General features: G+C 46.8%; 20 protein-coding genes and 5 pseudogenes. 23 read left to right on the plus strand and 2 right to left on the minus strand.

Features of this window, described 5'->3' with window-relative positions; all coding sequences use genetic code 11:
* Positions 1–15 precede the first annotated feature (15 nt).
* The 11 genes and pseudogenes from IEW48_RS12465 to IEW48_RS12515 all read left to right on the plus strand — a co-directional run bounded on the left by IEW48_RS12465 (position 16) and on the right by IEW48_RS12515 (position 10,196).
* Positions 16–846, plus strand: a complete 831-nt coding sequence (locus tag IEW48_RS12465; protein ID WP_188624045.1) for an ABC transporter ATP-binding protein — start codon at positions 16–18, stop codon at positions 844–846.
* Positions 847–895: 49 nt separating this feature from the next.
* On the plus strand, positions 896–1,867 hold the full coding sequence (locus IEW48_RS12470; RefSeq protein WP_188624046.1) for an iron-hydroxamate ABC transporter substrate-binding protein: 972 nt from the start codon (positions 896–898) through the stop codon (positions 1,865–1,867).
* 67 nt (positions 1,868–1,934) lie between these two features.
* Positions 1,935–2,891 (plus strand): alpha/beta hydrolase, encoded by a 957-nt coding sequence (locus tag IEW48_RS12475; RefSeq protein ID WP_188624047.1) that lies wholly within the window; start codon positions 1,935–1,937, stop codon positions 2,889–2,891.
* Positions 2,892–2,912: 21 nt separating this feature from the next.
* The gene (locus IEW48_RS12480; RefSeq protein ID WP_188624048.1) at positions 2,913–3,221 is read left to right on the plus strand and encodes a 4a-hydroxytetrahydrobiopterin dehydratase; all 309 of its coding nucleotides are present in this window, start codon (positions 2,913–2,915) and stop codon (positions 3,219–3,221) included.
* Positions 3,218–3,319: pseudogene (locus IEW48_RS12485) on the plus strand (glutathione peroxidase); the annotation flags it as partial. The gene IEW48_RS12480 and the pseudogene IEW48_RS12485, both read left to right, overlap by 4 nt.
* 478 nt (positions 3,320–3,797) lie before the next feature.
* Complete coding sequence (locus IEW48_RS12490; protein WP_188624050.1) at positions 3,798–5,507, plus strand: putative bifunctional diguanylate cyclase/phosphodiesterase; 1,710 nt, start codon at positions 3,798–3,800, stop codon at positions 5,505–5,507.
* 101 nt (positions 5,508–5,608) lie between these two features.
* Positions 5,609–6,154 carry a DUF4242 domain-containing protein gene (locus tag IEW48_RS12495; RefSeq protein WP_188624051.1) on the plus strand — a complete coding sequence of 182 codons (546 nt, stop codon included), beginning with the start codon at positions 5,609–5,611 and terminating at the stop codon, positions 6,152–6,154.
* Positions 6,144–7,433: an ABC transporter substrate-binding protein gene (locus IEW48_RS12500; RefSeq protein WP_188624052.1), complete on the plus strand. Its 1,290-nt coding sequence runs from the start codon at positions 6,144–6,146 to the stop codon at positions 7,431–7,433. The genes IEW48_RS12495 and IEW48_RS12500 overlap by 11 nt, the downstream gene beginning before the upstream one ends.
* Before the next feature lie 52 nt (positions 7,434–7,485).
* Positions 7,486–8,349, plus strand: coding sequence for a nitrate ABC transporter permease (ntrB, locus tag IEW48_RS12505; protein WP_188624053.1), 864 nt, complete (start codon positions 7,486–7,488; stop codon positions 8,347–8,349).
* The gene (locus IEW48_RS12510; protein WP_188624054.1) at positions 8,339–9,133 is read left to right on the plus strand and encodes an ABC transporter ATP-binding protein; all 795 of its coding nucleotides are present in this window, start codon (positions 8,339–8,341) and stop codon (positions 9,131–9,133) included. The genes ntrB and IEW48_RS12510 overlap by 11 nt, the downstream gene beginning before the upstream one ends.
* Before the next feature lie 13 nt (positions 9,134–9,146).
* On the plus strand, positions 9,147–10,196 hold the full coding sequence (locus IEW48_RS12515) for an acyl-CoA dehydrogenase family protein (RefSeq protein WP_188624055.1): 1,050 nt from the start codon (positions 9,147–9,149) through the stop codon (positions 10,194–10,196).
* On the opposite strand, the gene IEW48_RS12520 is transcribed toward IEW48_RS12515, so the two are convergent.
* The gene (locus IEW48_RS12520) at positions 10,193–10,354 is read right to left on the minus strand and encodes a hypothetical protein (protein ID WP_188624056.1); all 162 of its coding nucleotides are present in this window, start codon (positions 10,352–10,354) and stop codon (positions 10,193–10,195) included. The genes IEW48_RS12515 and IEW48_RS12520 overlap by 4 nt on opposite strands.
* Before the next feature lie 157 nt (positions 10,355–10,511).
* Here IEW48_RS12520 and IEW48_RS12525 point away from each other — a divergent pair, with 157 nt between their 5' ends.
* The 4 genes and pseudogenes from IEW48_RS12525 (at position 10,512) to IEW48_RS12535 (ending at position 12,650) form a co-directional block, all read left to right on the plus strand.
* On the plus strand, positions 10,512–10,814 hold the full coding sequence (locus tag IEW48_RS12525; protein WP_007504287.1) for a hypothetical protein: 303 nt from the start codon (positions 10,512–10,514) through the stop codon (positions 10,812–10,814).
* Positions 10,815–10,927: 113 nt separating this feature from the next.
* Positions 10,928–11,281, plus strand: a complete 354-nt coding sequence (locus tag IEW48_RS17125; RefSeq protein ID WP_229704039.1) for a hypothetical protein — start codon at positions 10,928–10,930, stop codon at positions 11,279–11,281.
* Positions 11,282–11,359: 78 nt separating this feature from the next.
* A pseudogene (locus IEW48_RS12530) lies at positions 11,360–11,816 on the plus strand (O-methyltransferase).
* 33 nt (positions 11,817–11,849) lie between these two features.
* Positions 11,850–12,650 (plus strand): (2Fe-2S)-binding protein, encoded by an 801-nt coding sequence (locus tag IEW48_RS12535; protein ID WP_188624065.1) that lies wholly within the window; start codon positions 11,850–11,852, stop codon positions 12,648–12,650.
* Between the two features lie 51 nt (positions 12,651–12,701).
* Here the strand turns inward: IEW48_RS12535 and IEW48_RS12540 are convergent, their stop codons facing one another.
* Positions 12,702–13,985 (minus strand): globin-coupled sensor protein, encoded by a 1,284-nt coding sequence (locus tag IEW48_RS12540; protein ID WP_188624057.1) that lies wholly within the window; start codon positions 13,983–13,985, stop codon positions 12,702–12,704.
* Positions 13,986–14,124: 139 nt separating this feature from the next.
* Here IEW48_RS12540 and IEW48_RS12545 point away from each other — a divergent pair.
* The 8 genes and pseudogenes from IEW48_RS12545 to IEW48_RS17130 all read left to right on the plus strand — a co-directional run.
* Positions 14,125–14,872 (plus strand): annotated as a pseudogene (locus tag IEW48_RS12545) (S66 peptidase family protein).
* Positions 14,873–15,168: 296 nt separating this feature from the next.
* Positions 15,169–15,942, plus strand: a complete 774-nt coding sequence (locus IEW48_RS12550; RefSeq protein ID WP_188624058.1) for a DeoR/GlpR family DNA-binding transcription regulator — start codon at positions 15,169–15,171, stop codon at positions 15,940–15,942.
* Positions 15,939–16,892, plus strand: coding sequence for a 1-phosphofructokinase (pfkB, locus tag IEW48_RS12555; protein WP_188624059.1), 954 nt, complete (start codon positions 15,939–15,941; stop codon positions 16,890–16,892). The genes IEW48_RS12550 and pfkB overlap by 4 nt, the downstream gene beginning before the upstream one ends.
* A complete protein-coding gene (locus IEW48_RS12560; RefSeq protein WP_188624060.1) occupies positions 16,820–18,208 on the plus strand; it encodes a PTS fructose transporter subunit IIC in 1,389 nt (462 codons plus the stop codon). Before pfkB ends, IEW48_RS12560 begins: the two co-directional genes overlap by 73 nt.
* A gap of 67 nt (positions 18,209–18,275) precedes the next feature.
* Positions 18,276–18,725: a PTS sugar transporter subunit IIA gene (locus IEW48_RS12565; protein WP_188624061.1), complete on the plus strand. Its 450-nt coding sequence runs from the start codon at positions 18,276–18,278 to the stop codon at positions 18,723–18,725.
* 237 nt (positions 18,726–18,962) lie between these two features.
* Entirely contained in the window at positions 18,963–19,646 is a 684-nt protein-coding gene (locus tag IEW48_RS12570) for a GntR family transcriptional regulator (RefSeq protein WP_188624062.1), read from the plus strand.
* Positions 19,647–19,890: 244 nt separating this feature from the next.
* Positions 19,891–20,724 (plus strand): annotated as a pseudogene (locus tag IEW48_RS12575) (IS110 family RNA-guided transposase); the annotation flags it as partial.
* Between the two features lie 2 nt (positions 20,725–20,726).
* Positions 20,727–20,880 (plus strand): annotated as a pseudogene (locus IEW48_RS17130) (IS110 family transposase); the annotation flags it as partial.

Here is a 20,880-nt window from a genome sequence, read left to right on the forward strand (position 1 = left end):
CCGGGAGGGATTTAAGTGGCCACGTTGGCGGCAGAAAAGCTGGGCATTGCCTATGGGAAGCTTGAGATTGTCAAAGGACTTAATTTGACCATTCCAGAGGGAAAAATTACCACTATTATTGGTCCCAACGGTTGCGGTAAATCAACCATTTTAAAAACCATGGCCCGCATTCTTCAACCGCAAACCGGAGTTGTTTACTTGGACGGGAAAGCCATCCATCAACAACCGACCAAGGAGATCGCCAAAAAAATGGCCATTCTGCCCCAAACTCCTGAAGCGCCAGGCGGCTTAACCGTGTCCGAGCTTGTTTCCTATGGACGGTTTCCCCATCAGCGCGGTTTCGGACGCCTGACTGACGAAGACCGCCACATTGTCCACTGGGCATTAGAAGTGACAGGAGTGAGCCAGTTTCGTGAGCGGCCCATTGAGGCGCTTTCAGGCGGACAACGGCAAAGGGTGTGGATTGCCATGGCCCTTGCCCAGGAAACAGATCTTCTTCTGCTCGATGAGCCGACCACCTATCTCGATTTGGCCCATCAGCTGGAAGTCTTACAGCTTTTAGAAAGGCTCAACCGGGAACAGCAACGGACCATTGTCATGGTCATTCACGATCTCAATCATGCCGCCCGTTTTGCCCATCATATGGTGGCCATCAATAACGGGACGATCATCAAAGCAGGAAGTCCGGAAGAAGTGATGAGAGCAGATGTCTTAAAGGAGGTGTTTAACATTGATGCTGTGATTGTGAAAGATCCCCGAACGGGCAAACCTGTTTGTCTGACCTATGATCTTGTATCCGAAACAACATATGCTGAAAATCAAGCGTTGGTTAGTTCACTGAGGTAATTTTTCCGGCTGAAGTTTAGTAGTAACTACATAGCAAAGGAGAGAGACTATGCGGATTAATGATTTTGCAAAAAAACTGATTGTGATCTGTGCAGTTTTATTGTTAGGCATGATAACGGCCTGCGGCCAAACCTCCGACAGCACCGTGTCTGAATCAGAACAAGCCCATAGAGACACAACTGAAAGTGAAACGATGACATTTACGGCTGCAAACGGAGAGATTGAGATCCCTAAAAATCCTGAACGCATCGTCGTGATTGCCGACAGCTACGTGGGCTATTTTCTGGCGCTTGGCATCAAACCGGTGGGAATTACTGAGAATGCACTGAAAAACCCGTACTTTGAAGGGAAAATTGACGGGATTGAAAGCATAGGCGACGGAGCTAACCCTTCCATAGAAAAAATATTGGAACTAGAGCCAGATCTCATTATTACTTATAGTGGGATTGAGGACATCGGCAACCTTGAGAAAATTGCACCAACAGTAGCCATTGAATACGGACAGAAAGATTTTAAGGAACAGTTGAGGGAGTTCGGTAAAATGACTGGCAGGGAGGAAGAAGCTGAAGCATGGATTGCCAGCTGGGAGGAAAAAATAACCGAATACAAACCACGGGTTCAGGAAGCCGTAGGTGATCAAACAGTCTCCATTCTCCAACCTTATGCCAAAGGAATCTATGCCTTTGGACATAACTTTGGCAGAGGCGGGGAAATCATTTACGGGGAGTTTGACTTGAAAGCGCCGGAAATGGTGCAGAAAGAGGCGATTGACAGTGGTCAAGGGTGGGTTGATCTCTCCCTGGAAATGCTGCCCGACTATGCCGGGGATTACATATTCACCAGTGCATGGTCTGGAGATGATGCGGATCCGGAGGAGGTTTATAACAGCACGATCTGGCAATCGTTACCTGCTGTGAAAAATAACCGGGTGTTTAAAATTGATCCGGTAGGTTCCTTCTATAATGATCCGGTATCCTTGAAAGAACAGCTTGACTTTATTGTCGATTGTCTCACGCAATAAAAAGTGCAAGGTGAGTGAAGGGCCGGCAATAAAGCTGTGCCCATCATTCAAAAGAGGGGGTTCGTCAATGTCTGCCAACACTTTTACCTTTACAAGCCATGACGGTGTGGAGATTGTGGCAAAAAAGTGGGAAACTGATCAGGCCAATCCTAAAGCGGTGGTCCAAATTGCCCATGGGATGGCCGAACACATCCAGCGTTACGAGGATTTTGCCAAGTATCTGGTTAAGCACCATGTTGCCGTTTACGGAAATGATCACCGGGGACATGGTTTAACAGGGCAAAAAATGGGTATCACCGGATATTTTGCAGATGAGGACGGATTTGACAAAGTAGTCGGTGATATGATGCAACTGACCAACATCATTAAAACAGAACATCCAGGTGTTCCTGTATTTTTGTTTGGGCACAGCATGGGTTCGTTCTTGGCCAGGAGATATATCCAGTTGTACGGTGATCAACTACAAGGGGTGATTTTGTCCGGAACAGGGGGAGACCCCGGTCTCCTGGGCAAGCTGGGAAAACTCGTTGCCCAGTATGAGATAAGAAACAAAGGCAGAAAGACCCCAAGCCCCCTCTTAAACAAGCTGACGTTTGGCAGCTTTAACAAGCGTTTTAAGCCCAACCGGACAGCATTTGACTGGCTCACGAGGGATGAACGTGAAGTGGATAAATACATTGAGGATCCCCTGTGCGGGGGCATTTGTACGGCTGGTTTTTTCTATGATTTGTTCCATGGTTTGCAGGTGATCCATGATCAGGGACAGGTTGCACAAATACCCAAGGACCTGCCCCTCTTGTTTATATCCGGGGATCAAGATCCGGTAGGGAAACAGGGCAAGGGAGTTTTGGCAGCTGTCCAGATGTATAAACGGGCCGGCCTGAAGCATGTGTCATACAAATTGTATAAGGATGGACGCCACGAAATATTGAATGAACTTAACAGGCAAGATGTTTATGCAGATATCGTCAGCTGGCTGGAAGAGCAGCTTGAGCAAATCAATTCCATGACATTGGGAATGTAAATATTTCAAGGAGGAGATTACATGCGTTTGGAAGAACAAGCCATTATCGAGCATCTTGCTCAGCTTAAAACGTGGAAGAGGGACGGCAAGTGGATTGAGCGCAAATACCGCTTTCAAGAATTTATGGATGCCATTGAGTTTGTCAATCAGGTAGCTCAGGTAGCTGAATCACTCAATCACCATCCCATGATCCATATTGAGTACAAACTGGTCACTCTGCGCTTAACCAGCTGGCATGCTGGCGGATTGACCGAACTGGATTTTACGTCAGCTGAGCGCTATGACCAGCTGTATGAGGCACAACAAACAGGAAAAGGGGAAGCACCATGAGTATCTATGATTTTACTGCCCGCTTGATTAATGGCCAAGAGCAATCTTTGGCAGATTACAAGGGACAGGTGGTTTTAATTGTCAACACAGCCAGCCGCAGCTAAATCACGGGTTATAGGTGGAGCATCCATTGACTTAAATACGGTTTCCCCAAGCCTTTATGCGCCAATCTGGCGCATTGCCTGATGGAAACTAGTGATGGTCAGCGTGGGTATAACAGGCAGACGGTCATTGGTCAGCATCATGTTGCTAGAGACTGTCAGATTGTTAAAGGTGGCTCTCCAAAGACCATGATCGTGCCAGCAGAGTCACTGAGCCCCACACGCTGGGCTTCTGTTATGAGCGCTTCAACCAGATGGATTAAGGTTTCGTTTTTGTGCCTGTGGAGGATCAAACAGCTTGACATGATCATGAACGGTCCTCAACACTGCTGACAAAAGTCACAGAACGAGTGATTAATGTTACAGCCGCAGTCTGATGACGGACATTATACTATAAGCATCATCCGGAATAGAACGTCAATTTTTTTGCCATCTGTATTCTCAAAACCCTGCGGATCAAAGGAGTGTGATGAAGATGATTACTTTTTGCAACGCAAATAAACAGCAAACGGAACAGAACAGTTCTGAACAGATACAAGCCCAATTAAGGCATGCTGTACGGGAACTGGAAGCCATCCAACACGCGCTGGATGAATCCGTGATTGTGGCCGTAACAGACCGGCAAGGCAAAATCACCTATGTCAATGAAGCCTTCTGTCAAATTTCGCAGTACAGCCGGGAAGAATTGATCGGTCAGACGCACCGGATTGTTAATTCGGGCTATCATCCCCGCTCTTTTTTTAAAAAGATGTGGCAAACGATTGCCAGCGGAAAGGTATGGAAAGGTGTGATTAGAAACAGGGCCAAAGATGGCTCGTATTATTGGGTCAATTCAACAATTGTTCCCGTCCTAGATGAGCAGGGCAAACCTTACCAGTATGTTTCCATCCGGACAGATATTACGCCATTGAAACAGGAAGAAGAAAAGGTCAAGTATTTGGCCTATCATGATGAATTGACGGGTTTGGCTAACCGTCGCTATGTCATGGAAAATATCAAACAGGTGTTGGATGACGCACGGAAAAATGGACAGCGCTTGGCGGTAATGTTTATGGACATTGCCCGTTTTAAAGATATCAATGATACAATTGGTCACCACGCAGGGGATGAGATTTTGAAGGAAGTCACCCGGCGGTTGCGCAGGGCTCTTCCAGCGGCTAGACTGTTGGCACGCATGGGTGGAGATGAATTTTTGGCCATAGTGGCTGAACAGCAGTGTGCAGGAATTGAAACGTGTCTCTCTGCCTTAAAAACAGTCTTCAGTGATCCTGTCTGTCTGAATGAGCGGCAATATGTGTTAAATCTCAACACAGGAATCAGTTGGTTTCCAGATCATGGACAGTGTGCAGACAGTTTGTTGCAAACAGCTGATCTGGCTATGTACCAGGCCAAACAGCAACATCAATTGCATGTTGTGTATGACCCAGCAAAGTCCGCCCATGCAAAGTTTCAATCGGCACTGGAACAAGACCTGCCGCAGGCCTTGGCTGTCGGGCAATTGTCTGTTGTTATGCAGCCTCAATATCATTTGAAAACAAAGCGCATGTTGGGCGTGGAAGCTTTGGTGCGCTGGCATCACCCCCGCTATGGCCAACTCGGACCGGGGCAATTTTTACCGGTGGCTGCCGAACTGGGGCTTATGGGAGAGATTGATCTGTGGGTGTTGCGTCACAGCAGCCTCTTATTTAAGCAGCATCAGTTGGCAGATGACCAACAGCTTAATCTGGCCATCAATCTGTCTCCGGCCACCTTAAAACTGGCCAATCTACCTGAACTGATGCTTAAGGTGCTTGGTGAGGCACAATTTGAACCAAAACGTTTACAGGTGGAGATCACTGAAGAAGCTTTGGTCCGGGAGATGGATCAGGCGAGAAACAATATTGATCGCTTGAAAGAAATGGGTATCTCCATTGCTCTGGATGATTTTGGCACGGGTTACAGTTCTTTATCACAGTTGCATCAGTTAGCGCCAGATTGTGTCAAATTGGACCGTGCTTTAATCAGCGGGATGGAGCATTGCCGTCAAAAACAGACGATTGTGGAAGCGGTCATTGCCTTGTGCCGCAAATTGGGTATTCAAACCTTGGCGGAAGGAGTAGAAAATGAACGTCAGATCCAAACTCTGATTGATTTCGGCTGCCTGTGGGGACAAAGTTTTTATCTCTCTCCTCCGCGCTCATTTTAATTTTGAGCAGAAATGGATTGACAAGATACAACCGGCTACATACAATAAAAAATATAATTTATATAAATCATACTAAGATAATAAGAATAGGAGGTCTAATAATGACTTTATATTTGGTGGAATCTGTCTTACCCCGGCAATGGCAAGAGCGTCAATTGGAAGAAAAAGTGGCCGCTTTGACGTCAGCTGGACAGAATCAGGGCGTGGAGCTGGTTGAAGTGCAGGCCGCACAGGATTTGTCACGGGCTTTCTTTATTGTCCAAAGCAAGGGACAGCCAGAGATACGGGAGGTTTTCTCTTCGCTCGGCATTCCTCTGACCCTCATTAAACAAGTTCGTTTGGTGGGCCAGGAGCTTGAAGAAGTGAAACAGGGGCAAGTGAAAGTGAAATATGTAGTGGAATGGAATTTGCCAGAAGGATTAACCATGGAGAAATATTTGGCCCGTAAAAAAGAGAAATTTCCTTTGTATGCCAAGGTGCCTCAAGCCTCCTTCCTGCGCACCTATGTGTGCGAGGACATGACCAAATGCCTGTGCTTTTATGATGCGGAAGATGAGCAGGCAGTACTGAAAGCGAGGGAAGTGGTTGAGGCTCCGGTTGATTCCATTACGGAGCTGATCAGCCAGGTGGTCAAGGATGGGAAATAACCATCATTCAGAAAGACATCCCCTTTCAGCACAGGGACCTGCTTGCACCTGCACAGAGCCCCATCATCATGCCCATTTGGTTCAGGTCATGCCAGGGCAGCCGGAATCACCTGCCAGGCGGCAATTTTTGAAGGATTGCCTCATGGTGGGACTGGGATTGGGACTCATGCTCACTCTGCCCGGCTGTCTGTCACCCAATCTGGGTACGGATGAGGACTTTGAGCCTGCCGATGTGGAAAAACCTGATTTAACGATTGGTTTTGTGCCCATTACGTGTGCCACGCCTGTTATTATGGCGGAACCCCTTGGTTTTTACCGGAAGTACGGGCTCAATGTCACCATTCAGAAATTTGGGGGCTTTGCTGAAATACGCGATGCGCTCATCACCGGTGAAATTGATGCAGCGCACATGCTCTATCCCATGGCCATCGCCATTTCCCTAGGCTTAGGCTCTGCACAGGTGCCCACCCGCCTAGCGGCTATCCAAAACACTAATGGCAACGCCATTGTGCTGGCCAACAAACATTTGGGGCGGGTTCGGGATGTGCAAGACTTTAAAGGATTGACGATAGGGATTCCGTTTGAATATTCGATTCACCACTTTTTGTTGCGCCATTATCTGACTCAAGGGGGGCTTGACCCCGACCGTGACGTGGATTTGCGTCTGACTCGTCCCCCGGATATGGTTGCCAATCTGGCTTCTGGCAACTTGGATGGTTACATTGTGGCTGATCCGTTTAACCAGCGGGCTGTATATGAAGGATATGGCTTCATTTACAAATTAACCAAAGATATTTGGCCAAATCATCCTTGTTGTGGTTTTGGAGTGACTGAATCGTTTAGAACTCAGTATCCCAAGACTTACCAGGCTTTGTTAAGAGCTGTGGTGGACGCGATTCAGTATAGCCGGGAAAGTGCTCACCGGGAGAAGATCGCCGAGGCGATTGCTCCCCGCCAGTATTTAAACCAGCCTGAAGACGTGGTGAAAGCGGTGCTGACCGGTACTGGACCTGATGGAAAGGGCGGTATGATTGATGATCCGGAACGGATCAATTTTGACCCCTATCCTTGGAAAAGTGCAGGCGTGTGGCTGCTCGTGCAGCTGGAACGCTGGGGTTATTTAGCCGCAGGCCAAAACTATCAGGAGATTGTTGATCAGATCTTTGGCACTCAAGATGTGGCCCGCACCATGACTGAATTGGGCTTTTCAGCTCCTGATGCGGAGTATAAACCGGAGACGATTCTGGGCGAGACGTTTGACGCCCAAGACTATTTGTAGACAACAGACAAACGCCTGGTGATGCTAAACCGGAAAACGGAAGGTGAAGAGCATGCAAGTGAGTACCGCCAAAAAGGAAAAGTTTGGCTTGACATCAAAAAATAACCGTTCCCCTAAAGCACTGTTATTATCTGCGCTCAAGGCGGACAGAACCAAAAGTTGGCTCTTATTCCTTATTATATGTACCTGTGGACTGGCGGTGTGGGAGTTGGGTGTCAGGCTGGAATGGTTTTCTCCTATGGTACCGGCTGTGGGAACGGTTATGCTCCATTTATGGGACCAACTCAGCAATCCTTTTTATTACTATGGTGTGAATGATGTGGGCTTGGGTTGGCAGTTGTTGGCCAGTTTGGAACGGGTGTTGCTGGGTTTCTTTTTGGCCAGCTTAGTGGCGGTGCCACTAGGGTTTATGATTGGCCTCTCCCCTGTTTTGGCCAGGGCAGTCGATCCGTTTATCCAAGTGCTCAAACCGGTGTCCCCTCTCGCATGGCTGCCCATCGGGTTAGCTTTATTGCAAGACTCGGAGCGGACAGCGATTTTCATCATTTTTATTTCCAGCTTATGGCCTTTATTAATCAATACCATCTTTGGTGTGCGGCAAATTCCGGAGATTTATTTGCAAGTGGCCCGCTTGTTGGAAGTGAGCCGTTTGCGCTTGGTACGCCATATCTTATGGCCGGCTGCCTTACCCCAGATTGTAAACGGATTGCGCGTCAGTCTGGGCATTGCTTGGATGGTGATCATTGCCGCAGAAATGCTGATCGGGGGGCGGGGAATCGGGTACTTTGTCTGGAATGAATGGAATAATCTGAATGTGGCCAACATTATGGTTGCCATTTTGTTCATCGGTCTTATTGGCATTGCCCTGGACCGCCTTCTGGCCTGGGTGGAGAGGAGGGTCCGTTATGTCGAATGAACCTTTGATCCAGGTAGAGCAGGCCGGAAAGGCATTTCTCCAGCAGGGCCAGATGGTGCGGATTCTGAACAACATCAGCTTTCAGGTTGATCAGGGGCAATTTGTTTCCCTAATCGGTCCCAGTGGATGCGGCAAAAGCACGCTGCTTAATATGGTGGCTGGCATTGTGCCTTGTGATTGGGGCCGGATTACAGTGGCTGGACAACAGGTTACCAGACCTGGCAAAGACCGGGGAATGGTGTTTCAGAATCATGCCCTGTTTCCGTGGATGACAGTGTGGAAAAATGTTTTTTTCGCGCTGGAATCTACCCAGCCTCATCTGGACAGACCAGCCTTGGAGGCTCAAACCCGCTATTATTTAGAACTGGTAGGTTTACTTGAAGCCAAGGATAAAAAACCCAGCGCCTTGTCTGGAGGGATGAAACAGCGGGTGGGACTGGCCCGGGCCTTGGCTATCCAACCCAAGGTGTTGCTTCTTGATGAACCATTTGGCGCTTTGGATGCTTTGACCAGAGCCGAGTTACAGGATGAATTGGCCCGTATTTGCCAGGAGACCCGGGTTACGGTGCTGATGGTTACTCATGACATTGAAGAAGCGATACTGCTCAGTGACCGGATCATGGTGATGAAAAGCGGGCCAGGGGCCGAGATCATTCAGGATTTAGAAGTCCCTTTGCCCCGTCCCCGTCACAGAGAACAGCTGTTAGATCATCCAGAGTTTATCAGTTTGAAGCGGGAGCTGGTCAGGAGATTGTCGCACAACCCGGATGGCCACATCCGCTAAGGGGGAAAAGCACATGAATGTCAAGCATGTCAGCGGACTGGAAGCGCTGATTCAGCAAACGTTAAAACCCATAGTCCGAGAGATTGACGAACAAGGAGTCTATCCCGTTCAATTTCTGAAGCTGTTGGGCAAGCACGGTTTTTTTGGCTCGGCGGATGACAGTCCGGCCAAGTTATTGAAGCCGTATCTGGCTTTGCTTGAAGAAGTTTCTTCTGTGTGCGTCTCCACCGGTTTCAGCCTGTGGTGTCATCTTGCCGGTCTGACTTACATGCGCTGTGGTAACAGTACTTATATCAAAGAAAGGATACTGCCAGCCATGGTGCGGGGAGATAACCTGGCCGGAACCGGATTGTCTAATCCCATGAAGTTTTATGCCGGGCTGGAACCGTTACATTTAAAAGCCCGTAAGACCCAGGAAGGATACCGGATACGCGGCACTTTGCCCTTTGTTTCCAATTTAGCCCCTGAACACTGGTTTGGCGTCATTGCTGAGCACTGCGGACAGCGTTTGGTCGCCGTGGTTCCCTGCTGGGCACAGGGCTTAACCATGCAGGAAAAAGCTGATTTCATGGCTTTAAATGGAACGGGTACATTTTGTTGCAAATTTAATGACACGCTTCTTCCTGCTGAATGGATCTTGAGTGAAGATGCAGACCAATTTGTGCTCCGGATCAGACCCTATTTTTTGCTCACGCAAGCTGCAGTGGGTCTGGGGCTTATCAAAGCATGCATCGCCGGCATGGAAACCAGTTTGGATAAGCAGAACGGAGTGAATCATTTCGTAGAGATCCAGCCGGAACAGGTGAGGGAAAACTATCTACAGCTGAGGGACCGATTGTGGGAATTGAGCGGGACTACGCTCGATCCTCACAGGTTGCGTCCTATTCTGGAGGTCCGTCTGCAAGTCGCCAAACTGGCTTTAACAGCGGCCCAAGGTGAATTTCTGTATCGGGGTGCGGCTGCTTATGTCCTGCACAGCCCCGCTAACCGCCGATTACGGGAAGCCCATTTTATGGCCATTTTAACACCGGCTCTAAAGCATTTATCCAAAATGTTGGCTTAAGGGCGGAAATTAGAGAGGCTGTTCAGCCAAAAGGCGACATGCACGAGACCAATCAAAACGAGGACTTCCACTAACAGGGCCATGGTGGCAAAAATCCACACACCGTCAGGTAACGATTTAAAAATGACAGCCGTCTGCTCAGTGTTGTCATTTTTCAACTTCACCCTTATAGTAAATATATAATTATATGCTTTTAAACTATTTCTGTGAGTATAGCATGGGCTGGTTGAGAGATAAACTAAAATTTTTGGTTGCTTTTTCTTTTTCTTGACTAAATTTGATCTTTTGTGGTATGTAAAAAATGAGGTGAGAGACATGTTGCCACTCATGAGCCGTGTGCTGATCCAATCGGATACTCTCAACCTGGGCCTGCCAGTGGGCAAAGAGGGGTATATCATTGCCTATAACAGACAGGTAGACGTGGCTTATCGCTATTTGGTCCGGGTGCCAGCAGTGCAAAAGGAGTTCTGGGTGATTGAACAGGATATCCGTCCATTAAAAGAATCGGAAACTGTGGAAGATTACTCTAAGGCTGCTGAAGATGTACTGATTGATGTGGCGTTGCAAACCCGGCAGTTTGATATTATTAAGCAATTGAAATGGAAAAAGAATAAATAGCTCCAGCGGCTATTTTTTTGTTTAATAGAGTCGTTAAGGGGACAGGAACAGACCATTCTGTCCCCTTTTGCATTTAAAATTTTGGGGCTGGGCTGGCCTTAGAAAAACTTTTATTGATGAAGCGGTTGACAAAGAACAAGTATGTGGTTTTTCCTGTCGTTACAGTTTTCTGTGATCATGCCTTTGGCGCGTTGCCCGAACACATAGAGATTGTAGCTCTTTTATCTGGAAAAATCTATCAGTTCTATCCTGAAGAAGGGGATGTATCCCGTTCGCTCAAGTATTTATCCTCATCTTGCCGGCAACCATCCTCCTGCCGCCCTTCCCTCAATAAAAAAGCCCCAGTGGAGCGGCGTCAGCAAACGCGTGCAAGCCACAGTGACCCAATTTTTCTTGCAAGCCATGCCTATTTTTTTGACCATCTTTTCACTTCCTGCTATATTGTGAACCAGTTGACGATAAACTGAAAATGATTATACTCTCTGTATAAGAATATTAAAAATTTAATTGTATTTTTTAACCATGTATAGAAAGCGGGGAGAACATTGAATACAAGCGATTATATCAAAACGCTTTTTGTCCAAGAAGATGAGGTGTTAAAAAGTGTCTCAGCTTCGCTGGCCAAGAATAATATGCCCCAGATTTCCGTGCGAGGCGAAGCAGCTAAGCTTCTTTACTTACTCGTGAAAATCTCTGGAGCGAAAAACATTCTCGAAATCGGAGCGCTTGGTGGATATAGCAGCAAAATTCGACTTCTTCTTTATTGATGCCGATAAGGAAAACTATGACACTTATCTGGAATTAGCTATACAATGTGCCGCACCAGGGGCCATCATTGCGGCAGACAATGTCTTGTGGGACGGGAAAGTGCTCGATCCGCAGAATGATGAAGAATTAACGGAAGCGATAAGAAAGTTTAATGAAAAGGCAGCAAGGGATTCCCGCTTAGAATCACTCCTGGTTCCTATCGGAGATGGACTTCTGGTATGCAGGGTAAAATAAACGATTAAGTAAGACTGTAGGAGAAAGGAGCAGATGATGAAAACCCTGGCTTTTTCCCGGCTGGAAAAAACATTTTTCCTTCGAACAGATAATCATCCTCAGCAAATCATGTCCGTTTCTTTGGATGCTCTTCTCCATCCCGAACCAATGCAGCAGTTTATTAAAGCATATGGAGAAAAAATTAAGGCGACGATTCCTGATGTTGTCGCCACGTTCTTTTCCAGTTACTATGGTTACTTGTTATCTGGTGTACAGTACATGATATCTTGCCATGACACCATGCTCGATTTATCGTTGGCCAATGTGGAGGTTCAGGTCTATCACACTCAACAGCACGATTATTATGGTCTTGTTTTTAAAGTCAAAAAGCAATCAGCAGTGGAGGAGCCGTCCTGTGACCGTAAACAGTGGCGTCAAGAAATCCTGGAAAAACTATATCGTCATCATGCCGTTCCGCTTTTACAGTCATTTGCTCAAGCAACCAACGTCCGAATGCGAGATCTGTGGGGACAAGTCGCTTTAAGCCTCTATTACGGCCACGACAAAATCTTAGAGTATGCCCAGCAGGAAGAGCAAAGGAGGAAGGTTTTAGCTGATTTTCATTTTTTGACCAAGGAGTTACATCCTCAGGTTTTCGGTCTGAAAAATAATCCATTTGATATCACTTTCCGCATGATTGAAGCCCCCACAGAACCAGGCAGTTTCTTAAGAATGAAACCTTCTTGCTGTTTATATTATTTGACAGAAGGAGCCGCCAACAAATGCTATACTTGCCCGCGAATGACCGCAGAAGAAAGGGAAAAGCGCAAACATGAAATAAGAAGGAGGATTTGAAAAAGGGCCGTGCTGTATCGCTGCGGCCCCATGACAGAGGCTGACCTGTTATCAAATTTTGGTCGTCATCTCTTTCAGCTTGTCGGAGGAGACAGCCATCTTTTCTGAAGCTTGGGCAACTTCGGACATCACCTGTTCGAAGGCTTCAAGCTCCTTTTTAATTTGCATGCTTTGTTCTTTATTCTGTCCGATGGCGTCCAAGATACCTTTGAAGGCCAGGCTGGTCTGGCTCATTCCTTCATTGCCTTGCTTCATTAACTGCTCAATTGTGGTGTTGAGCTGGCTGACCTTGCTGATTTGTCCGTTTGTTTCCTGGATGGCTGCAGCGATCTTAGAGACAGACTGCTTGGTTTGTTCAGCTAATTTGCGCACTTCGTCGGCAACGACAGCAAAACCGCGCCCATGTTCTCCGGCTCTGGCTGCTTCAATGGCGGCATTCAGTGCCAGAAGGTTGGTTTGTTCAGCGATGTCTGTAACAATGTTGATCACTTGCTCGATGTTTTTGGAGGTGTCCCCCAATTTGTTAATTTCGGCCAATATGGCCTCAACACTGGCCTGTATCTCATCGAAGATTTGTTGTTGGGTGGAGAGCTGCTTGTTACCCTCTGTTGCTTTAGCCTCCACCTGGCTGCTATGTTCACTGCCTTGGGTGGCCATGTTGACAATCTCTTCCGATTGGGCGGTCAATTCCTCTAAAGAGGAATTCAAATGTTGAGAAATGGCAGCCAGCTCCTCAGCGGTTTGAGTGACCGCTTCTCTCAAGACTTGTTTTACCTGTTCAGCTTGGGCGCGCAGCTGTTCAATTTGTTGTTCATAAGAAGCCAACACCACTTGTTGCTCAAAATTCAGCAGCTTAGTTACGGTTAAGACCGCTTTGTGAAATTCCTCCCGTTGTGTTAACGTTCGTGACAAAATATTAATGAGTGAGGAGAGGATGCGCTGGAAAGAAGCCACATACCACTTAGGTTTGAGGCCAATACGCGCATGGACTGCAGCAATCCGGAATCTTTTCTCCATAAACGCTTCGTCGATACACCCTTCAAAAAGTTCTGTCAAATGAATTTTCAGGGTTTCTTTTAGCCGGTCAATCGAACTGTGTTGTTCAATGATGTCCAATGTCTCTGGAATTTCACCCAAGCCGCTGTAAAAAAAGTCTGTGATCTCTTGAATATGTCTTTTGATCACAGGCTGCAAAGCTTTGGCTATGGCCAGGTCTTCTTCAGTTAACTCAATCAATTTCAGCCGTTGGAGAAAATCAGCATGGCGGTTAAGATCCAGCTTAACCTGATTAGAAAGTTCTTTGCTAAGACTGAATAGGGGTGATTGCAGGTACAACCTCTTACTATATATCGGTTATAATGGGGAGCAGTTTTAACCTGGTTGTATACCCAGTTAAAATGGCTGTTCAGTCAAAAGTTAGTGATTTTAAACATATACATTTTATTATGAAGGAGTGTAAGAGGGGGGAAATAGGATGGCCATCAGACCACCATTGCTTCAGAGGGGAGATACCGTTGGATTAGTGACACCTGGCAGCCCTCTTGAGGCAGACATTATCAATGCCAGAGTACAAACGCTGACAGCGATGGGCTTTAATGTGGTTTTTGGCAGGTATGTTTATTCTTTTGAGGGTATTGTTGCTGCACCAGATGATGTACCAACGGAGTGACTTAATCACCTTTCACAGTTTGATGCTGATTGATTTCCGGCCGGACACACCTGCCTATAATTTCGATCAATTCTTCACAGCAACCTCCACATTGACTGCTCCCAGAATGATCCTCAATCCCCCGCGAATCCCCCTGATCAGTCTGGTTCCAGGCAATGTCACCGGTCCCATAGTGGGAGGCAATCTGACCTCCATCGTCAATACCCTCGGGACGCCATTTGAAATTGACACGGCTGGGAAAATACTTTTTTTAGAAGAAACCCATGCACCCACAACACTGATTTACCGGTATTTAATACAGATGTTAATGGCAGGGAAATTTGACAATTGTCTGGGTATTATCATGGGGGAATGCACCAATTGTCCAGTCTCTTACGGCACAACGTATCAAGACCTGATTAATGCTCTTTTGGTTCCGCTGGGGAAACCGCTGATGGTCAACCTGGCCACTGCCCATGGGTTCTATAAGGCGGCTATTCCAATCGGGGCGACGGTTAATCTTGATACCGTGAATAATATGTTGACAGTACTTGAACCGACCGTTTCAGTGTGAGGTTTAATTATGATACAAGAGGCCTAGACACGGGCCTCTTTCTTGCTATTAAGATGCCTTTTTTTAGTCAAAACACAATCAATACCGGCTCCGATAATACTTTTGAAGTCTAACTGTAAAGAAAGCGTTGACATCTCATAAATGATCATATACAATCATTAATGATCATAAACAATCACAAATGATCAGTAGTGATCAAAAATGGTCGTGTTAACGGTCATATTGTAAGCGTTATAATCACATTATGATAATCATAAGTGCTGATCAATCACTCTAAAAACTTAAGGGTGTGCGCGATGTTTGAGGAAGAAAGAAGGAAAGAACTCGTCGAGTACATTAACAGACATCAACGTGCTTCTGTTCAGGAGTTAAGTGAGCATTTTCAGGTTTCGGAATCTACCATACGCAGGGACTTAAGGTTTTTAGAAGAGGAAAAGCTCTTGAAAAGAACCCATGGTGGGGCCATTGCTCTGGAACATGTTGCTTTTGAACCAACATTTATGGAAAAAGAAACCAAATTTCTGCCTGAAAAACAGGCGATAGCCCAAAAAGCATGTGAACTGATCTGTGAAGGAGACACGATCTTACTTGATTCCGGAACAACCACGCTCCAATTGGCTAAAAAATTAAAAGCGTTTTCGAGGTTAACCGTAGTGACTAATTCCCTTGTCATTGCTAAGGAGTTTCAAGAACATTCCACCATAGACGTTCATCTGTTGGGAGGAACGTTAAGAAAAGAAACCTTGGCCCTCGTTGGCCCTTTTGCTGAACAAATATTGGGAATGATTAATGTGGACAAAGTATTTATCGCCACGAACGGTTTGGACATTCACGAAGGGCTCACAACCCCCAATGTGTTGGAAGCAAAAACAAAGCGCAACATGATCAAGGCAGGAAAAGAGGTCATTTTATTGACTGACCATAGCAAAGCCGGCAAAGTATCCTTTGCTAAATTCGCTGATTTGGAAGAGATCGATCAGTGTATTATCGATCACGGGGCCAGTGATGAACTGGTCAGACAGATGCAGAAGATGGGTATTAACGTTCATATCGTAGGAGGCAGCTTATGAGTTCAACTGTTCTTACTGTGACCTTAAATCCAGCTGTGGACAAAACTATATATGTATCCGGTTTAAATATTGGAGGGCTGAACCGTGTAAGAAAGACAAGGACAGACCCTGGCGGAAAAGGGGTTAACGTTGCCAAAGTGTTAAACAATTTCAATGTGCCGGTCATTTTAACCGGGTTTATAGGTGGCAGGCTAGGACAGGTTTTTCTGGAAGAACTGCGAAAAGAACAATTGAATTTAGATTTTGTTGAAGTAGACGGGGAATTACGCACCAACATCAAGATTGTGGATGAAGCTCATCATATCACCACTGAACTGAACGAGACAGGTTTTCAGGTTGGTGAGCAGGATCTCTTTCGGCTCCGGGAAAAAGTAGATGAGCTTTTACATCACTGTTCCTGTCTTGTTTTAGGAGGGAGTTTACCTTCGGGGGTTCCTTCATCCATTTATTATGACTTTATTCAGCTGGCCAAGAAGAAAGCCATACCCACTGTATTAGATGCAGATGGAACAGCGCTAAAGGAAGGCGTTAAGGCAAAGCCGTTCGCCATTAAGCCCAATCGTTTTGAATTGGAGCAGTTGTTGGGACGCTCACTAGAGACAGATGAAGCCCTTGTCCGTGCAGGCAAGGAGCTTATCGCAGAAGGCATCAATATTGTCTTAATTTCAATGGGCAGTGAAGGAGCGCTGCTCATGAGCCAACATGAAGCCTACAAGGTGAGACCATTTACCATTAGGCCGCAAAGCACAGTAGGCGCCGGCGATTCAATGGTCGCAGCTCTGGTATACGGATTGAAAAAGCAAAAATCTCTGCAGGAGATCGCTGCCTTTGCTACAGCAGCCGGCACTATGACGGCAGCCAAACCAGGCACTGAAGTTTGTACCCTTCAGGAAGTGGAAAAGGCACTCCAGCGGGTACAAGTTCAGCGAAAGCTAAAAATGTGGATTTAAAGGTTGAAACCCGTGGAAGCGTCGGTGTGGAAAACGAATTGACGGATAAGGAGATTGCTGAAGCACATGCTATCATCATTGCAGCCGATACTGATGTAGACGAAGAACGATTTGCCGGAAAACCCGTCGTTCAGGTTTCGGTAGCTGAAGCCATAAAAAATGCGGAAAAACTCATTGACGAAGCGCTGCGTCTCGACGCTCCCCGGCCGACAAGCGCGGATGTGGTCGCGCAAGTTGAGCGGGAGAAGGCGAAACGCAGTCAGGAACGCAAAGGTTTTTACAAACACTTGATGAATGGGGTCTCTTTTATGATCCCCTTGGTTGTGGCTGGAGGAATTATCATTGCGCTATCGTTTATTTTTGGCATTGAAGCGTTTAAGGAAGAAGGCACACTGGCTGCTGCGTTGATGGACATTGGGGGAGGCGCTGCTTTTGCCCTGATGGTGCCGGTTTTGGCCGGGTTTATCAGTTACTCTATTGCAGACAAACCAGGATTGGCTCCTGGACTTGTGGGCGGTATGTTAGCCAGTCAATTAGGAGCAGGATTCTTAGGCGGAATTGTAGCCGGGTTTTTAGCCGGGTATATTGCCAAATGGTTAAAAGATACAATCAAACTGCCCAAGAACTTTGAAGGTTTAAAGCCGGTGCTGATCATACCGGTATTATCCACCTTGGCCGTTGGCTTACTCATGATTTACGTGATTGGCACACCGGTTGTAGCCATCATGGATGGACTGACCAACTGGCTTCAGGGGTTAACGGCGGCAAATGCCGTATTATTAGGAGTGATTATGGGAGCCATGATGGCCTTTGATATGGGCGGTCCCGTCAATAAAGCGGCCTATACGGTAGCTGTCGGTTTATTAGGAAGTGAAATCTATGAGCCTATGGCAGCAGTGATGGCTGCCGGCATGACACCGCCGCTGGGATTATGGTTAGCTACATTATTGGCTCCGAAGAAATACACATTAGAAGAGAGGGAAGCTGGAAAAGCTGCCGGTGTACTTGGCATATCCTTTATTACCGAAGGGGCGATTCCTTTTGCCGCCGCTGATCCTTTCCGCGTTATCCCTTCGATTATGGTGGGTTCTGCCGTAGCCGGTGGGTTATCCATGCTGTTTGGGGCCAAACTGCTGGCTCCCCATGGAGGCATCTTTGTCTTACCGATTCCAAATGCGGTTGAAAATCTGTTACTGTATGCCTTGGCGATTGCCATCGGTACGGTCGTTACCGCCTTAATGGTAAACGCTTTGAAAAAGACGAAAGAAGTTACAGTCACAACTAAAAAGACCACCGTCAACGTTTCTGGACAATAAGTTTTATAACGATACGCGAATGACCATCTGCAACGAGTAAACTTGAAAGTCTAAAGGAGAGGCACTTATGAACCTGAAAGAATTGCTTAAAGAGGAAGCCATTCAACTTTCTTTATCCGCGGAAACAAAAGAGGAATGCATACGCAAACTGGCTTCTGTCTTGCACGAGACAGGAGCAGTCAGTGATAAAGAACAATATGTTCAAAAAGTATTGGAAAGGGAACAAATGGGTTCAACCGGTGTTGGGTTTGGCGTGGCTATTCCCCATGGCAAGTCAAGAGGGGTACAATCACCCGGGCTAGCGTTTGCCCGCTTGACTGCCCCCATTGATTGGGATGCTTTAGACGGCCAGCCGGTGAAAAATGTCTTTCTCATCGCTGTTCCAGAAGAACAGGCAGGGGATGCCCACTTGAAAATTTTAGCCTCCTTGTCCCGGAAACTGATGCATGAAAATTTTCGCCAACAATTAAATCAAGCTGAAACAGCGGAAGATATTTTCTCAGCATTAGAGAGCTGAAGATAAACAAGAAAAACAGGCGGGAATACCCTGCCTGTTTTTTTTTAGCTTACTTTTTTCACTTATCATTGGCTGGGGGATAGTCTCCTCTATGCGACCGGTGGCTGTTAAGCAAGATAACAGGAATCCCGACGATGGTGAGCACCACACTGGTTGTTTTTAACACAATCTTAAAAAAATTAAATCATATATGATTTAGACCTTTAAATCATATATGATTTTATATATAATGTAAATATGAAACGGGAAGCTAAACTCAACAAGCAACAATATGCCTATGAAGTGATTCGCTCCAGAATACTTAATGGCACCTATGGACCAGGGCAACGTATCGTGATTGACCAAATTGCGAAGGAGGTTGGATCTAGTTCGATTCCTGTCCGGGAAGCGATCAGGCAATTGGAAGCGGATGGTCTGATCGAATACAAGCCCAATTCAGGAGCTGTTGTAAGTACCATCAACGAACAGGAATACTTGGATACATTGTCCGTGCTGGCAGTGATGGAAGGCTATGCAACGAGAATCAGTGCTGAACGCATCGGTGATCAAGTCTTAAATGAACTGGAAGAGCTGAACCAGCAGATGCAAAAAGCTCTTGAGGAGTTTGACTTTGAACAATTCGGAAGGTTGAACAGGGCCTTCCATGAAGTGATCTATCAGCAGTGTCCCAATCAGTTTTTGCTGGACACAATCAGGCGCGCCTGGCAGCGTTTGGACAGTGTGCGCCGGTCTGGATTTACCCTGGTTCCTCATCGTGCCAAACACTCCATTAAGGAACATGCCCAGCTCATAAGCCTGATCAGGACAAAAGCACCTTTGGAACAGATTGAGGCTTATGCCAGAGAACATAAACTGAATACAGTCAGGGCTTTTGTCAACCGCAAACCGAATCCCTCATTTGCTTATTTGTCTTCTATTTAGACCCCCATGCCGCAAAAGCGGCACCAGCAGATGATGAAAATAGTTCGTCCATGTATACTTAATCTTAGGCTGGCCAGCGAGGTCGTCTTACCTTGGTGCCATGAGCCCGTAAATTAGACAGACCCCGACGACCTGGTGCACCACAGACTGTTGCTCTCTGGGGAAGCACGCGGGATAGAATGACGTGTATGGTCGTTGCACCGCCAGCCTGTGTTTATTACATGTTAGGCATGGGGGAACGAACATGGACATTATCCATACTCATGTTTGTGGATTAGACGTTCATAAGAAGAACGTCGTCGCTTGTATTATTACTCCGGATCATCAAGAGATCCGCACGTTTTCTACCATGACTGAAGACTTGCTTATGCTTGTAGACTGGATCAAGGCGCATGGCGTCACTCACGTGGCCATGGAAAGTACAGGTTCCTACTGGAAGCCAATTTATAACCTGTTGGAGATGGAAGACATCAAGATTTTAGTGGTCAATGCCAAACATATCAAAAATGTGCCTGGTCGCAAAACAGATGTAAAGGATGCCGAGTGGATCGCTGGACTCTTACGCCATGGATTGCTACAAGGTAGTTACATCCCTGACCGCCAGCAACGGGAGTTGAGGGAACTCATCCGTTATCGTCGCAGCCTGATTGAAGAGCGGGCTCGCGAAATCAACCGCATCCAGAAGGTACTGGAAGGGGCTAACATCAAACTCTCCTCGGTGGCGACCAATGTGCTGGGCAAATCGGGTCGAGCCATGATCGAGGCTTTAATTAATGGTGAAACTGACCCCGATGTGCTATCCGAACTGGCTCAGCGCCGTCTCAAACGGAAGAAAGAGGAGTTGAAAAAGGCCCTGAAGGGCCTCATCGGCCCTCATCAACGCCTGATGCTTAAAACCCAGCTTGAGCATATTGATCACTTAGATGCCTTGATTGAAGAACTGGATGCTGAAATCAAGGAGCGGATGCGCCCTTTTGAAGATGACCTGGAGCGGTTAGATACGATCCCCGGCGTTGGTCGGCGCACAGCGGAGCATATTTGGGCTGAGATTGGCCCTGACATGACACAGTTTCCTTCGNCCTGATTGAAGAGCGGGCTCGCGAAATCAACCGCATCCAGAAGGTACTGGAAGGGGCTAACATCAAACTCTCCTCGGTGGCGACCAATGTGCTGGGCAAATCGGGTCGAGCCATGATCGAGGCTTTAATTAATGGTGAAACTGACCCCGATGTGC

The organism is Caldalkalibacillus thermarum, from assembly GCF_014644735.1.
Lineage (GTDB): Bacteria > Bacillota > Bacilli > Caldalkalibacillales > Caldalkalibacillaceae > Caldalkalibacillus > Caldalkalibacillus thermarum.

Coding starts and splice junctions, on each gene's coding strand:
- IEW48_RS12550 (WP_188624058.1), top strand. CDS start 15,169: ATGTTTGAGGAAGAAAGAAGGAAAGAACTCGTCGAGTACATTAACAGA.
- pfkB (WP_188624059.1), top strand. CDS start 15,939: ATGAGTTCAACTGTTCTTACTGTGACCTTAAATCCAGCTGTGGACAAA.
- IEW48_RS12490 (WP_188624050.1), top strand. CDS start 3,798: ATGATTACTTTTTGCAACGCAAATAAACAGCAAACGGAACAGAACAGT.
- IEW48_RS12515 (WP_188624055.1), top strand. CDS start 9,147: ATGAATGTCAAGCATGTCAGCGGACTGGAAGCGCTGATTCAGCAAACG.
- IEW48_RS12500 (WP_188624052.1), top strand. CDS start 6,144: ATGGGAAATAACCATCATTCAGAAAGACATCCCCTTTCAGCACAGGGA.
- IEW48_RS12495 (WP_188624051.1), top strand. CDS start 5,609: ATGACTTTATATTTGGTGGAATCTGTCTTACCCCGGCAATGGCAAGAG.
- IEW48_RS12475 (WP_188624047.1), top strand. CDS start 1,935: ATGTCTGCCAACACTTTTACCTTTACAAGCCATGACGGTGTGGAGATT.
- IEW48_RS12535 (WP_188624065.1), top strand. CDS start 11,850: ATGATGAAAACCCTGGCTTTTTCCCGGCTGGAAAAAACATTTTTCCTT.
- ntrB (WP_188624053.1), top strand. CDS start 7,486: ATGCAAGTGAGTACCGCCAAAAAGGAAAAGTTTGGCTTGACATCAAAA.
- IEW48_RS12480 (WP_188624048.1), top strand. CDS start 2,913: ATGCGTTTGGAAGAACAAGCCATTATCGAGCATCTTGCTCAGCTTAAA.
- IEW48_RS12570 (WP_188624062.1), top strand. CDS start 18,963: ATGAAACGGGAAGCTAAACTCAACAAGCAACAATATGCCTATGAAGTG.
- IEW48_RS12510 (WP_188624054.1), top strand. CDS start 8,339: ATGTCGAATGAACCTTTGATCCAGGTAGAGCAGGCCGGAAAGGCATTT.
- IEW48_RS12470 (WP_188624046.1), top strand. CDS start 896: ATGCGGATTAATGATTTTGCAAAAAAACTGATTGTGATCTGTGCAGTT.
- IEW48_RS12565 (WP_188624061.1), top strand. CDS start 18,276: ATGAACCTGAAAGAATTGCTTAAAGAGGAAGCCATTCAACTTTCTTTA.
- IEW48_RS12525 (WP_007504287.1), top strand. CDS start 10,512: ATGTTGCCACTCATGAGCCGTGTGCTGATCCAATCGGATACTCTCAAC.